The sequence below is a fragment of the Mycobacterium sp. IS-1742 genome (assembly GCF_001500125.1).
Classification (GTDB): Bacteria; Actinomycetota; Actinomycetes; order Mycobacteriales; family Mycobacteriaceae; genus Mycobacterium.
This window is the reverse complement of sequence record NZ_LQIV01000001.1, coordinates 223,710-237,055: the sequence shown is the minus strand read 5'-3', so window position 1 is coordinate 237,055 and position 13,346 is coordinate 223,710. Positions and strand designations below refer to the sequence as shown.

The window sequence follows — 13,346 nt, the reverse complement described above, 5'->3', positions numbered from 1 at the left end:
GCAGTGCTTCTCGCCATCGACGTCCGCAACACCCACACCACCGTCGGGCTGATCTCGGGATCCGGCGATCACGCGAAAGTCGTTCAGCAGTGGCGGATCCGGACCGAATCCGAAGCCACCGCCGACGAGCTCGCGCTGACCATCGACGGCCTGATCGGTGACGACTCCGAACGCCTCACCGGCGCCGCCGGGCTGTCCACGGTGCCCTCGGTGCTGCACGAGGTCCGCCTGATGCTCGACCAGTACTGGCCGTCGGTTCCGCACGTGATGATCGAACCCGGTGTGCGCACAGGTATCCCGTTGCTCGTCGACAATCCCAAGGAGGTCGGTGCCGACCGGATCGTCAACTGCCTGGCGGCCTACCACCGGTTCGGCAGCGCGGCGATCGTCGTCGACTTCGGTTCCTCGATCTGCGTCGACGTCGTCTCGGCCAAGGGGGAGTTCCTCGGCGGGGCGATCGCACCGGGGGTCCAGGTGTCGTCGGATGCGGCCGCGGCCCGTTCGGCGGCGCTGCGCCGCGTCGAACTGATCCGGCCCCGGTCGGTGATCGGGAAGAACACCGTCGAGTGCATGCAGTCGGGCGCGCTGTTCGGCTTCGCGGGCCTGGTCGACGGGCTGGTCAACCGTATCCGCGAGGACGTCGACGGGTTCTCCGGAACCGACGTCGCCGTGGTCGCCACCGGGCACACCGCACCGCTGGTGCTCCCGGACGTGCACACGGTCGCGCACTACGACCGCCACCTCACCCTCGACGGGCTGCGGCTGGTGTTCGAACGCAACCGCGACAACCATCGCCGCCGCTAGAAGAACGTCCGGATCAGGTCGACCACCCGGTTGTCGTCGTCGAGCACCGGGATCATCTGCCATTTGTCGAACGTCGTACACGGGTGCGACACCCCGAACTCCAGCCAGTCGCCGACCCCGACCTCGTCCGCGCCGACCCGCAGGTAGGCGTGTTGGTCGTCGAGACGGTCGATGTGACTGTCGCGCAATGTTCTCGGCAGCGGAAGGCCCTGGTCGAACGACACGTCGCGGCGTCCCATCCCGAGTAGCGCCAGACCGTCCTCCGGGCGGGAGACCACCTGTGCCCACACGCTCATCGCCGGGATGAGACCGCCCGAACCGGTCCGCTGCAGCGGAGAGGTCCGCGCGTAGAGCCCGTCGTCGTGGGTCAGGTAACAGCCGCTGCGCAGCACCGTGCGCACCGTCAGCCCCGCGGGCCAGCCGCCGGTGAGCATGTCGGCGACCTGGTCGAAATAGGTGCTGCCGCCCGCAGTGAGCAGCACCTCCTCCGTCTCGAACCGCCCCGCCAACCGCTCCACCGCGGCCCGCAGGTCCGTCAGGTATCCGGTCACGGCGGCCTGCGCATCCGCATCCACCTCGTGTCCGCGAGCCGCCTCGTACCCCGCGACGCCGACCAGGCGCAGCCCCGGTGACGCGGTGACCGCCCGCGCGACCGCGTCGACCTCGGCGGCGGACCGGCATCCGGTGCGGCCGCCGGCCATCCCGACCTCCACGCACACGTCGAGCGGGCGCACGGCGTCCGTCAGAGCCGCCGACATCAGGTCGACCCCCCGCAGCGAATCCACCCAGCAGACCACCCGGAACGCCGGGTCGGCCGCCATCTCGCGTGCCAGCCAGGCGATCCCGGCCCGGTCGACGACCTCGTTGGCGAGCAGCACGTCACAGACCCCGAAGGCACGCAGCACCCGCACCTGGCTCACCGTCGCCGCGGTGACGGCGACGGCGCCCGCGTCGAACTGGCGGGCCAGCAGCTGTGGGGCCATGTGGGTCTTACCGTGCGGGGCCAGCTCGACGCCGTGTCGGCGGCACCACCGCGCCATCGTCACCAGGTTGTGCGTCAGCGCGGACGCCCGCAGCACGCACGCCGGGCCGACCACGCCCGCGGAGAACAGCTCGGGTGCACGCCCGCAGACCTGCGCGGGGGTGGCGCCCCACCATTCGGCGGGCATTCCTTTGTACCGCCAGTCGAGCGGTTGGTCGGCCAGCGCCGCGACGGCGTCGTGGTCGATGAGGCGGCGCATCTGTTCATTAAAGGCGCCCGCCGGCCGGAGGCGGTCGCGGCGTGCAGGGGGTATGCGCAACCGGCGTTAAGCTGGCACCCCGTGACACCGACCGCCGGCGGCGACAACGCCGCAGACACCGCGCCCGAGAACGACCCTGACATCCCCGAGCAGTTCCGCATTCGTCAGGCCAAGCGGGAACGTCTGCTGGCCGAGGGGCGCGACCCGTACCCGGTGGCCGTGGACCGGACGCACACCCTCGCCGACGTGCGCGCGGCGTTCCCCGACCTGCCCGTCGACTCCCAGACCGGCGAGGTCGTCGGCGTCGCGGGCCGGGTGGTGTTCGCCCGCAACTCGGGGAAGCTGTGTTTCGCCACCCTGCAGGAAGGTGACGGGACCCAACTGCAGGCCATGATCAGCCTGGCCGAGGTGGGCCGGGAGTCGCTCGACAACTGGAAAGCCGACGTCGACCTCGGCGACATCGTGTTCGTGCGCGGACAGGTGATCAGTTCGCGCCGCGGTGAGCTTTCTGTGCTCGCCGATTCCTGGCAAATCATCTCCAAGGCGCTGCGGCCGCTGCCGGTCGCGCACAAGGAGATGAGTGAGGAGGCGCGGGTCCGGCAGCGCTACGTCGACCTCATCGTGCGTCCGGAGGCCCGCACGATCGCGCGTCAGCGCGTGGCGGTCGTGCGCGCCGTGCGCAACGCGCTCGAGCGGCGCGGCTTCCTCGAACTCGAGACGCCGATGCTGCAGACCCTGGCCGGCGGCGCGGCGGCGCGGCCCTTCGTGACGCACTCCAATGCGCTCGACGTGGACCTGTACCTGCGCATCGCGCCGGAACTGTTCCTCAAGCGCGCCCTGGTCGGCGGTTTCGAGAAGGTCTTCGAGCTGAATCGCAACTTCCGAAACGAAGGTATCGATTCCACGCATTCGCCTGAATTCGCGATGTTGGAGACTTATCAGGCTTACGGCGACTACAACGATTCCGCGAGGGTCACGCGGGAACTAATTCAGGAAGTCGCCGACGAGGCGATCGGCACCCGTCAAGTGCCATTGGCAGATGGCACGGTCTACGACCTCGACGGCGAGTGGGACTCGGTGGAAATGTACCCGTCGCTGTCGGCGGCACTGGGCGAGGAGATCACCCCGCAGACCTCCGCCGACGAACTCTGGCGGATAGCCGACCGGCTGGGTGTGGAGATTCCGCGCGACCGCGGATACGGGCACGGGAAATTGATCGAGGAACTGTGGGAACACACCGTCGGCGAGGGTCTCTGGGCGCCGACGTTCGTGCGGGACTTCCCGGTGGAGACGACGCCCCTGACACGCGCGCACCGCAGCATCGCGGGCGTCACCGAGAAGTGGGATCTCTATGTCCGCAAGTTCGAGTTGGCGACCGGCTATTCCGAACTGATCGATCCGATAATCCAACGGGAGCGATTCGAGGCGCAGGCCCGTGCGGCAGCCGCCGGTGACGACGAGGCAATGGTTCTCGACGACGATTTCCTGGCGGCATTGGAGTACGGCATGCCGCCGACCACTGGTACCGGAATGGGCATCGACCGGTTGTTGATGGCGCTTACCGGCCTGTCAATTAGGGAGACAATTCTCTTCCCGATTGTTCGTCGTCACGGGAACTGAAAATCCGTCATTGCGGCGTTGTTGAATAGTGTAGGTTCGTATGGCACATTGGAGGCCGAGATTCGGTAACCAAAAACTATCCACCAAGCGCAGGTAGAAGGGTCAGTGTGAACTGATGGCGAAGAAAGTCACCGTCACGTTGGTCGATGATTTCGACGGTGAAGGTACCGCCGACGAAACGGTCGAATTCGGACTCGACGGCGTCAGCTACGAGATCGACCTCTCCAGCAAGAACGCGAAGAAGCTGCGCGAAGACCTGAAACAGTGGGTCGACGCCGGTCGCCGCGTCGGCGGTCGCCGCCGTGGCCGCGCCACCGGACCCACCAGGGGCCGCGGCGCCATCGATCGCGAGCAGAGCGCCGCGATCCGCGAGTGGGCCCGCCGCAACGGCCACAACGTCTCGACCCGCGGCCGGATCCCCGCCGACGTCATCGACGCCTTCCACGCCGCCACGTAGTTCTCGGCCGGATACGGGCAACGCGTTCGCGCGTTGCCCGTTTCGCGTCTTCGGACCAGGTGGCGGGGTTTCGCTGGTGGCGAACCGTTCGCCGGCGGACACCGGAAACGAATCGCCGGACCTCTGCGTTGACATGGTCAGCAGCGGGAACAGGGCGGACGGTGCGGCGCACACGGCGCCGGAGGTCCCGGCAGCCCTGGTAGTCGTGGTGGCCCTTGGCGGTACGGACCGCCAACCACGGCGCTCGCTGCAGCCGCCCGATAGAGTGGACGGCAGGTGTACTGGAGTTCGGTGGCAACAGCCGGTAGCGGCGCCTCCGGGGTCCATACGCCACCTATGCGATGGAGAGCAGGTAACCAGCGATGTTCGAACGTTTTACCGACCGTGCCCGCAGGGTCGTCGTCCTGGCTCAGGAAGAGGCCCGGATGCTCAACCACAATTACATCGGCACCGAGCACATCCTGCTGGGACTCATTCACGAGGGTGAGGGCGTAGCGGCCAAGTCACTGGAGTCGCTGGGCATCTCGCTGGAAGGCGTGCGCAGCCAGGTCGAGGAGATCATCGGCCAGGGCCAGCAGGCGCCGTCGGGTCACATCCCCTTCACCCCCCGCGCCAAGAAGGTGCTGGAGCTGTCCCTGCGCGAGGCGCTGCAGCTCGGGCACAACTACATCGGCACCGAGCACATCCTGCTCGGCCTCATCCGCGAAGGTGAGGGTGTCGCCGCCCAGGTTCTCGTGAAGCTCGGGGCCGAGCTCACGCGCGTGCGCCAGCAGGTCATCCAGCTGCTGAGCGGCTACCAGGGCAAGGAGTCCGCGGAGGCCGGCACCGGCGGCCGCGGCGGCGAGTCCGGCAACCCCTCGACCTCGCTGGTGCTCGATCAGTTCGGCCGCAACCTCACCGCCGCCGCGATGGAGGGCAAGCTCGACCCCGTCATCGGCCGCGAGAAGGAAATCGAGCGGGTCATGCAGGTGCTGAGCCGCCGCACCAAGAACAACCCGGTGCTGATCGGCGAGCCCGGCGTCGGCAAGACCGCCGTCGTCGAGGGCCTCGCGCAGGCGATCGTCCACGGCGAGGTGCCCGAGACGCTGAAGGACAAGCAGCTCTACACCCTCGACCTGGGCTCGCTGGTCGCGGGCAGCCGGTACCGCGGCGACTTCGAGGAGCGCCTGAAGAAGGTGCTCAAGGAGATCAACACCCGCGGCGACATCATCCTGTTCATCGACGAGTTGCACACGCTCGTCGGCGCGGGTGCCGCCGAGGGCGCGATCGACGCCGCCAGCATCCTCAAGCCGAAGCTGGCGCGCGGTGAACTGCAGACCATCGGCGCCACCACCCTCGACGAGTACCGCAAGTACATCGAGAAGGATGCCGCCCTGGAACGCCGCTTCCAGCCGGTCCAGGTCGGCGAGCCGACCGTCGAGCACACCATCGAGATCCTCAAGGGTCTGCGCGACCGCTACGAGGCGCACCACCGCGTCTCGATCACCGACAGCGCGATGGTGGCCGCCGCGACGCTGGCCGACCGCTACATCAACGACCGGTTCCTGCCGGACAAGGCGATCGACCTGATCGACGAGGCCGGCGCCCGGATGCGCATCCGCCGGATGACCGCACCGCCGGACCTGCGCGAGTTCGACGAGAAGATCGCCGACGCGCGCCGGGAGAAGGAGTCCGCGATCGACGCGCAGGACTTCGAGAAGGCGGCCAGCCTGCGCGACAAGGAGAAGCAACTCGTCGCGCAGCGTGCCGAGCGGGAGAAGCAGTGGCGCTCAGGCGATCTCGACGTCGTCGCCGAGGTGGACGACGAGCAGATCGCCGAGGTGCTCGGCAACTGGACCGGCATCCCGGTGTTCAAGCTGACCGAGGAGGAGACCACCCGTCTCCTGCGCATGGAGGACGAGCTGCACAAGCGGATCATCGGCCAGGAGGACGCCGTCAAGGCCGTCTCCAAGGCGATCCGCCGCACCCGCGCCGGTCTGAAGGACCCCAAGCGCCCCTCCGGATCGTTCATCTTCGCCGGCCCGTCCGGTGTCGGTAAGACCGAGCTGTCCAAGGCGCTGGCGAACTTCCTGTTCGGCGACGACGACGCGCTCATCCAGATCGACATGGGCGAGTTCCACGACCGCTTCACCGCCTCGCGGCTGTTCGGTGCCCCTCCCGGGTACGTCGGCTACGAGGAGGGCGGCCAGCTCACCGAGAAGGTGCGCCGCAAGCCGTTCTCGGTCGTGCTGTTCGACGAGATCGAGAAGGCCCACCAGGAGATCTACAACAGCCTCCTGCAGGTCCTCGAGGACGGCCGCCTCACCGACGGTCAGGGTCGCACGGTCGACTTCAAGAACACCGTGCTGATCTTCACCTCGAACCTCGGTACCTCCGACATCAGCAAGGCGGTCGGGCTGGGCTTCACCAAGGGCGGTGGCGAGAACAACTACGAGCGGATGAAGCAGAAGGTCAACGACGAGCTGAAGAAACACTTCCGCCCGGAGTTCCTCAACCGCATCGACGACATCATCGTGTTCCACCAGCTGACGCAGGACGAGATCATCAAGATGGTCGACCTGATGATCGGCCGGGTGTCCAATCAGCTGCGGGCCAAGGACATGACGATGGAGCTCACCGACAAGGCCAAGGCGCTGCTGGCCAAGCGCGGGTTCGATCCCGTGCTCGGTGCGCGGCCGCTACGTCGCACGATCCAGCGCGAGATCGAGGACCAGCTGTCGGAGAAGATCCTGTTCGAGGAGATCGGACCCGGTCAGCTGATCACGGTCGACGTCGAGAACTGGGACGGCGAGGGAGCGGGCGAGGACGCGAGGTTCACCTTCAGCGGTGGTCCGAAGCGGTCCGAAGCCGTCGAGCCGGATCTCGCGCAGGCCGGCGCCGCCGGTGCGCCGAGCGCAGCCGAGTAACGACGAGTCACGCAACGGGCGGTCACCTCACGGTGACCGCCCGTTTCGCGTTCCCGCGACCTTGATCGAGGGTCGCGGCGCGAATCCTCCGCGCAGTGCTTAGGATGTGCGATGTAATCGGCAGGCGAAGGAATCTGGTGGGAATCCAGAACGGTCGCGCCACTGTGAGAGTCAGACCCGACGCCTGCTTCACTCCACTCGGGACGCGGAATCCCGGAAAGGACCCCTGATGACGTCACCGCAAGCCCGCAAGACCCGGGTACCGGCCATCGACCTGTCGGCCACCCGCGCGGCGGTCTGGCTGTCGGCCACCGCGTTCCTCGCGCTGCTGGTGCTCTACTTCCTCGGCTTCGATCAGGGGGCGACGTCGGTCTTCGGCGCCGACAACACCGCGATCCACGAGTTCATCCACGACGCACGCCATCTCCTCGGCTTCCCCTGCCACTGACCCACGGGCAGAGGGGAGACAAGTCAACATGGAAAAACAGATCATCGGGCGCGGCCTGCTGGCCGGTGCCCTCGCGGCCGTCGTCGCGTTCGTCTTCGCGCGGATCTTCGTCGAACCCGTCATCGACAAGGCCATCGAGTACGAGGACGGCATCGGCGCCGCCCGCCAGGCCCTCGACCATGCCGGACACGGTCACAGCCACGGCGAGGACGGCGGCGGGTTCTCCCGCGCCATCCAGATGAACGTCGGCCTGGGCTTCGGCATGCTCGCGTTCTGCGTGGCGATGGGCGCGTTGTTCGCGATCGTCTTCGCGGTCGCCTACGGGCGGGTCGGCGACGTGTCGGCGCGGCTGCTGTCGCTGTACGTCGCCGGCGGCATGCTGCTGAGCCTCTACGTCGTGCCGTCGCTGAAGTATCCGGCCAGCCCGCCCGCGCTCAGCCTCGACGAGACCCTCCGCCAGCGCACTCTGCTCTACCTGCTGATGGTCGTCGTGTCGGCCGCATTGCTGGTGGGCGCCGTGTATCTCGGCCGTCGACTCCAGGATCGGCTCGGCACCTGGAACGCCACGCTGGCCGGGGCCGGTGCCTATGTGCTGGCCGCCGCGGTGCTGATGCTCATCCTGCCGACCATCGACGAGACCCCCGGTCCGCTGCGTGACGACGCCGGGACGATCCTCTACGAGGGTTTCCCGGCCGACGTGCTCTACGACTTCCGGCTGTACTCACTCGGCACGCAGGTCGCGATGTGGGCGACGATCGCGCTGGTGTTCGCGCCGCTGGCGTCGCGTCTGCTCGACGGCAGACGCGAGGTCCTCCGGACGTGAGCGAGATCGTCCGGCTGACGCTGGTGTCGCATGCGATGACCGACGCCGTGTCGGCCGGACGATTCCCCACCGACGAGCCGCTGAACGCGCAGGGGCACCGCCAAGCCGACGCCTGCGTCGAGCTCGGGTCCACCGACACCGCCTACTGCGGGCCGGAGAAGCGGACCAGGCAGACCGCCGAACTGCTCGGCGTCCACGCCGCCGTCGAACCGTTGCTGGCCGATCTGGATTGCGGCCGGTGGCGCGGTGACGTGCTGGGCGGTGTGGATCCCGCCGAACTCGCGATCTGGCTCACCGACCCCGGCCAGGCGCCGCACGGCGGGGAGACGGTGGTCCAGGTGATCGAGCGGGTGCGCCGGTGGATGGACTCGCTGGCCGGCCGGCGCGGCCGGGTCGTCGCCGTCACCCATCCCGCGGTCGTGCGCGCGGCGATTCTGGTGGCGCTCGACGCCCCGGCCAGATCGTTCTGGCGGATCGACGTGGCGCCGGTGAGCCGCACGGTGCTGCATTTCCGCGGGCACGCGTGGACGTTGCGGTCCACCCACTAATCGGCGACCGGCACCATCTCGAACGTCTGGTGCACGATCGACAGCAGCCATCGCGCCGCGGTCCGGCTGCGGTACCGGGGCCAGTTGAGCTGGAAGCTCACCACCCACGCCTGGCCGGTGTGGTCGACGGCGTACCAGCTGAACGTCAGATCGCCGGGTAGGTTGCCGCCCTTGGCGCCGATGTACGGCCACTTCGCGCGGTCCAGGTCCACCCCGGGGATGGCCGACAGGATGTCCCGGACCGGTGCGGCCGCGCCGACGGCGGCGGCCTGCACAGCGGCGTGGACGCGGCAGATGTCCGAGGCGCTGCCGTACCACTCGGCGCCGTAGTCGGAGGCCGGGGTGTGGGTGCGGGTCGGGTCGGGTTCGTACGGACGCGCATGGGTCTGCTCGAGCAGCGCGGCGCGGCCCGCCGGGTCGGCACTCTTCCACTGTTCGCGCAGATCCGGCTCGCCCCAGCCGACCGAGAACATCTCGTGCATGGTCGGGAACGGGGTCATGCTGGCCGGATCGTGATGACCGGCGGCCACCAGTGCCCGCTCCACCGCTCCCGGTCCGAGGCGCTCGATCAACAGGTCGGTGGCCATGTTGTCGCTCGCGGAGATCATCTGCTGGGCCGCCTCGCGGACCGAGACGGTCGCACCGGGCGGCAGTTCCTCGAGGCCTGCCGAGCCGACGGCCTTCGCGCGTTCGGTGATCGTGAGCCGGTCTCCCCAGCCCACGCTGCCGTCCGTGACTGCCTCGGCGACGGCGAGCAGCACGTAGAGCTTGAAGATCGACGCCAGCGGCAGCGACATCTCGGTGTTGGTGCCCGCCACCTTCTGGCACTTGCCGATCGGTCCGCCCTGGCCGACCCGCGACACCTGATAGGAGTAGCGCGCGCCGGACGCGCCCAGCACCGCGTCGATGTCCGCCCACTTCTCGATCGCCGGCGGGCGCAACGTCACGTCGAACCGGTCGACCAGACCGTTGTCGTCGGTGCGCAGTTCGATGTCCTGCTCGGCGCCGTAGGGGGTCTTGACGTGCAAGGTCGCGGTGCCGGCGCGGATGTCGACCCCGCTGACGGTGATCGGGCGGTCCCACCACAGGTTGCCCATGGCGTCGATGATCTCGTCGACCTGGTCCTCGACGGCCATCGTGCGCACGTTGACGTCGCCGATGGGCCAGTCGGAGTTGACCATGTCCATGGTCTGTTTGGCGCGCAGGCCCTGTGGCGTACTGGTGCCGATGTGCGCGCCGTAGGCGGCGTCGGCCGGGGCGGTGCTGTCCTCACCGCACCCGGACACTGAGGAGACGACGAGCGCGGCAGCAGTCACCAGGCCGGCCACCCGGCGCACTGTCCGCGTCGCGTCAGGCCTTCTCGCCGGACCCCGCAACGTCGAGCACGACCTCGAACTCCAGCAGCGACGCACCGGTCGCGACCGGGTTGGCGGCCTGACCCTTGTGGGCCTCGATCGCCGGGCCGGTCGCCCACGCCTGGAACGCCTCTTCGGTCTCCCACTGCGTGACGACGAAGTAGCGGTTCTCGCCCTTGACGGGCCGCAACAGCTGGAAGCCGAGGAAGCCGGGCTGATTGTCCACGGCGTGCGCGCGGTGCGCGAATCGCTTCTCCAGTTCCGGGCCGGCGTCCGGCGGGACCTCGATTGCGTTGATCTTCACCACAGGGTTCTGGCTGGGCATGCGGTCAGGTTACCGCTTGGGCTGGGCAAGATGAGCACATGGACTCCCCACTGTTGACCCCCCGCGGCGGTGACGGCGCCCCCCTGGTACTGGTGCACGGGCTGATGGGGCGCGGCACCACCTGGGGGCGTCAGCTTCCGTGGCTCTCGGGCCTCGGCACCGTCTACACCTACGACGCGCCGTGGCACCGCGGCCGCGACGTGGTGGAGCCCCAACCGATCAGCACGGAGTATTTCGTGGCCGAACTCGCCGACGCGGTCGCACGCCTCGGCCGCCCCGCCACGGTGATCGGGCACTCGATGGGCGGGCTGCACGCGTGGTGCCTGGCGGCGGCCCGGCCCGAATTGGTGACGGCGCTGGTGGTCGAGGACATGGCGCCGGACTTCCGCGGCCGCACCACCGGCCCGTGGGAGCCGTGGCTGCACGCACTGCCGGTGGAGTTCGAGACCGAACAGCAGGTGTTCGCCGAATTCGGCCCGATCGCCGGGCGCTACTTCCTCGAGGCGTTCGACCGCACGGCGACCGGATGGCGGCTGCACGGGCGGCGCCGCCACTGGATCGACATCGCCGCCGAGTGGGGGTTGCGGGACTACTGGCAGCAGTGGCAGCAGGTGCGGGTCCCGGCTCTCCTCCTGGAGGCGGGCAACTCTGTCACGCCGCCGGGCCAGATGGGCCGTATGGCCGAAACCGGCTGGCGGACAACCTATCTGCGAGTTCCCGAGGCCGGCCACCTCATCCACGACGAGCAGCCGCAGGTCTATCGCGGCGCCGTGGAGGCATTCCTAGCGACGCTCGCCCAGCGCGCCTGAGGCCGGCCACACCGGGTGCTCCTCGAACCGGGTGCGGATCGCGTCGAGTTCGTGCTGGACGCGGTAGGAGTCCCGGTCCTCGTCGCGCCGGCTGTCGAATCGCCCTGCCATCGGCGCCCACACGCGGAACTGGTCGAGATCCCAGCGCAGGACACCGGTCCGTCGCGCCGCCCAGATCAGCACGGCGGTCAGGACGAAGGGGCTCGACACGGCAAGTGAGATCAGTGCTGTACTCATGGCAGTTATCTTTCGGCTGTGCACATTCCGCCAACAGTGGCAGCACTGCCGTCTTGCGCTAATATGCTGCCATGGCGTTGAAAAGCGTATCGACACTGGTGCTCGACGGTCTAGCGGTTTTCGAGTTCGGCGTCATCTGCGAGGTGTTCGGCATCGACCGCTCCGCGGACGGCGTCCCCAATTTCGACTTCAAGGTCTGCGGACCGGTGGCGGGCCAACCCGTGCGCACGACGATCGGCGCGCACCTCACCCCGCAACACGACTTCGACGATCTGCTCGGCGCGGACCTGGTCGCCGTACCCGCGATCGCCTCGGGCAAGGACGGCTACCCGCCCGAAGCGCTGGAGGTGCTGCGTGAGGCGGCCGCGCGGGGGTCGATCATCCTGACGGTCTGCTCAGGGGCATTCGTCGTCGGCGCCGCGGGGTTGCTCGACGGCAGGCCCTGTACGACGCACTGGATGTACGCCGACCTGCTCGCGCGGATGTACCCCACCGCCCGCGTCGACCGCAACGTCCTGTTCGTCGACGACGGCAACCTGATTACCAGTGCGGGCACCGCGGCGGGTATCGACGCCTGCCTGCACCTGGTGCGGCGCGAACTGGGCAGCGAGGTCACCAACCGGATCGCCCGCCGGATGGTGGTGCCGCCGCAGCGCGACGGCGGCCAGCGTCAGTACATCGAGCAGCCGATCCCGGTGAGGTGTTCGGAACGCTTTGCGCCGCATCTGGATTGGATCGTGGCCAATCTCGACAAGCCGCACACCGTCAGCACGCTCGCCCGCCGGGCGAACATGTCGGCACGCACCTTCGCCCGCCGCTTCGTCGAGGAGACCGGCACCACCCCCATGCAGTGGGTCACCGATCAGCGGGTGCTCTACGCGCGCCGGATGCTCGAGGAGAGCGATCTCGACATCGACCGCATCGCCGAGCGCTCCGGGTTCGGCACGGCCACGCTGCTGCGCCACCATTTCCGCCGGATCATCGGGGTGACACCCACCGACTACCGCAGGCGGTTCTGCTGCAACGACACCGACGCCGAGCAGACGGCCTGACGGCGGCTCACTCGGGTGCGCGCCGCCCGGCGATCATGACCAGCGGGGAGTCGGGGATGCGCCCCACCTCCACGTCGACGAGGTCGACACCGCCGGCCAGGGCCCGCGCGTCGTCGAGATCGATCGAGCGGCCGGCGATCCACGTGCGGAACACCGCCAGGTTCGGACCGTCGAGGAAGCGCGGGAACTTGTAGTGCTTGATGAAGTTCGCCGAATCCTCGAAGGTCGCGCTGCGGTCGGCGTCGGTGACCAGAAGCGGGCCGCCCGGCTTGAGCACCCGCACGCACTCGGCCATCCCGGTCTCGCGCGACGTCCAGTGCTTGACGGAGCCGTAGCTGATCACACCGTCGAAACTGCGGTCGGCGAACGCCAGCTTCGTCGCGTCGCCGTGCTGGAAGGTGACCCGGTCGCCATAGTCGCGCAGACGCTTGCGGGAGCGCTTGAGCTGGGGTTCGGACAGGTCGATGCCGATGATCGTCACGTCCGGACGCTGGTCGGCCAGGTACTGGGTGAACAGGCCGCCACCCGAACCGACGTCGAGGATGTGCGCGTTCTGGGGCAGTAGCCGCAGGAAGCGCTCGTCGATGATGCGACGGGAGCGGTACACCGACGGTGCGACGACCGCCTCGTACATCAGGGCGTGCGCCGACGAGTAGGTCGCGGTGATGTGGTTGAACGGCGCCACTGCCACGGGAAGGCTCCTTCGTTTTGCTGGCGAACG

Annotated in this window: 14 protein-coding genes and 1 riboswitch; of the genes, 9 read left to right on the top strand and 5 right to left on the bottom strand. The window is 68.6% G+C overall.

Translation table 11 applies throughout. The features are described from left to right. Positions 1–3: 3 nt before the first annotated feature. Entirely contained in the window at positions 4–804 is an 801-nt protein-coding gene (locus AU196_RS01230; RefSeq protein WP_059093252.1) for a type III pantothenate kinase, read from the top strand. On the opposite strand, the gene AU196_RS01225 is transcribed toward AU196_RS01230, so the two are convergent. Then, complete coding sequence (locus AU196_RS01225; RefSeq protein ID WP_059093251.1) at positions 801–2,045, bottom strand: alanine racemase; 1,245 nt, start codon at positions 2,043–2,045, stop codon at positions 801–803. The genes AU196_RS01230 and AU196_RS01225 overlap by 4 nt on opposite strands. Positions 2,046–2,126: 81 nt before the next feature. Between AU196_RS01225 and lysS the strand changes: the two genes are divergently transcribed. The 6 genes from lysS to AU196_RS01195 all read left to right on the top strand — a co-directional run bounded on the left by lysS (position 2,127) and on the right by AU196_RS01195 (position 8,847). Beyond that, entirely contained in the window at positions 2,127–3,665 is a 1,539-nt protein-coding gene (lysS, locus tag AU196_RS01220) for a lysine--tRNA ligase (RefSeq protein WP_059093250.1), read from the top strand. A gap of 115 nt (positions 3,666–3,780) precedes the next feature. Then, positions 3,781–4,122, top strand: coding sequence for a histone-like nucleoid-structuring protein Lsr2 (gene lsr2, locus AU196_RS01215; protein ID WP_059093249.1), 342 nt, complete (start codon positions 3,781–3,783; stop codon positions 4,120–4,122). A gap of 362 nt (positions 4,123–4,484) precedes the next feature. Further along, complete coding sequence (clpC1, locus tag AU196_RS01210) at positions 4,485–7,028, top strand: ATP-dependent protease ATP-binding subunit ClpC (protein ID WP_059093248.1); 2,544 nt, start codon at positions 4,485–4,487, stop codon at positions 7,026–7,028. A 129-nt stretch (positions 7,029–7,157) separates the two neighbouring features. Beyond that, a riboswitch (cobalamin riboswitch) is annotated at positions 7,158–7,283 on the top strand. Next, on the top strand, positions 7,258–7,476 hold the full coding sequence (locus tag AU196_RS01205) for a CbtB domain-containing protein (RefSeq protein WP_059093247.1): 219 nt from the start codon (positions 7,258–7,260) through the stop codon (positions 7,474–7,476). Its footprint overlaps the riboswitch before it by 26 nt. A 28-nt stretch (positions 7,477–7,504) precedes the next feature. Next, a complete protein-coding gene (locus AU196_RS01200) occupies positions 7,505–8,299 on the top strand; it encodes a CbtA family protein (protein WP_059093246.1) in 795 nt (264 codons plus the stop codon). Next, positions 8,296–8,847 carry a histidine phosphatase family protein gene (locus AU196_RS01195; protein ID WP_059093245.1) on the top strand — a complete coding sequence of 184 codons (552 nt, stop codon included), beginning with the start codon at positions 8,296–8,298 and terminating at the stop codon, positions 8,845–8,847. Before AU196_RS01200 ends, AU196_RS01195 begins: the two co-directional genes overlap by 4 nt. Here AU196_RS01195 and AU196_RS01190 read toward each other — a convergent pair. Both AU196_RS01190 and mhuD read right to left on the bottom strand, forming a co-directional pair. Further along, positions 8,844–10,184 (bottom strand): serine hydrolase, encoded by a 1,341-nt coding sequence (locus AU196_RS01190; RefSeq protein WP_059093244.1) that lies wholly within the window; start codon positions 10,182–10,184, stop codon positions 8,844–8,846. The genes AU196_RS01195 and AU196_RS01190 overlap by 4 nt on opposite strands. 13 nt (positions 10,185–10,197) lie before the next feature. Continuing rightward, positions 10,198–10,527, bottom strand: coding sequence for a mycobilin-forming heme oxygenase MhuD (gene mhuD, locus AU196_RS01185; RefSeq protein ID WP_059093243.1), 330 nt, complete (start codon positions 10,525–10,527; stop codon positions 10,198–10,200). Between the two features lie 38 nt (positions 10,528–10,565). Between mhuD and AU196_RS01180 the strand changes: the two genes are divergently transcribed. Continuing rightward, positions 10,566–11,336: an alpha/beta fold hydrolase gene (locus AU196_RS01180; protein ID WP_059093242.1), complete on the top strand. Its 771-nt coding sequence runs from the start codon at positions 10,566–10,568 to the stop codon at positions 11,334–11,336. Here the strand turns inward: AU196_RS01180 and AU196_RS01175 are convergent. Next, positions 11,310–11,573, bottom strand: coding sequence for a hypothetical protein (locus tag AU196_RS01175; protein WP_059093241.1), 264 nt, complete (start codon positions 11,571–11,573; stop codon positions 11,310–11,312). The genes AU196_RS01180 and AU196_RS01175 overlap by 27 nt on opposite strands. Positions 11,574–11,644: 71 nt before the next feature. Here AU196_RS01175 and AU196_RS01170 point away from each other — a divergent pair, with 71 nt between their 5' ends. Next, on the top strand, positions 11,645–12,625 hold the full coding sequence (locus AU196_RS01170; RefSeq protein ID WP_059093240.1) for a helix-turn-helix domain-containing protein: 981 nt from the start codon (positions 11,645–11,647) through the stop codon (positions 12,623–12,625). A gap of 7 nt (positions 12,626–12,632) precedes the next feature. Here AU196_RS01170 and AU196_RS01165 read toward each other — a convergent pair whose 3' ends face one another. Beyond that, complete coding sequence (locus AU196_RS01165) at positions 12,633–13,316, bottom strand: class I SAM-dependent methyltransferase (RefSeq protein WP_059093239.1); 684 nt, start codon at positions 13,314–13,316, stop codon at positions 12,633–12,635. Positions 13,317–13,346 lie beyond the last annotated feature (30 nt).

Coding starts and splice junctions, on each gene's coding strand:
- AU196_RS01200 (WP_059093246.1), top strand. CDS start 7,505: ATGGAAAAACAGATCATCGGGCGCGGCCTGCTGGCCGGTGCCCTCGCG.
- lsr2 (WP_059093249.1), top strand. CDS start 3,781: ATGGCGAAGAAAGTCACCGTCACGTTGGTCGATGATTTCGACGGTGAA.
- clpC1 (WP_059093248.1), top strand. CDS start 4,485: ATGTTCGAACGTTTTACCGACCGTGCCCGCAGGGTCGTCGTCCTGGCT.
- AU196_RS01180 (WP_059093242.1), top strand. CDS start 10,566: ATGGACTCCCCACTGTTGACCCCCCGCGGCGGTGACGGCGCCCCCCTG.
- mhuD (WP_059093243.1), bottom strand. CDS start 10,527: ATGCCCAGCCAGAACCCTGTGGTGAAGATCAACGCAATCGAGGTCCCG.
- AU196_RS01205 (WP_059093247.1), top strand. CDS start 7,258: ATGACGTCACCGCAAGCCCGCAAGACCCGGGTACCGGCCATCGACCTG.
- AU196_RS01170 (WP_059093240.1), top strand. CDS start 11,645: ATGGCGTTGAAAAGCGTATCGACACTGGTGCTCGACGGTCTAGCGGTT.
- AU196_RS01175 (WP_059093241.1), bottom strand. CDS start 11,573: ATGAGTACAGCACTGATCTCACTTGCCGTGTCGAGCCCCTTCGTCCTG.
- AU196_RS01225 (WP_059093251.1), bottom strand. CDS start 2,045: ATGCGCCGCCTCATCGACCACGACGCCGTCGCGGCGCTGGCCGACCAA.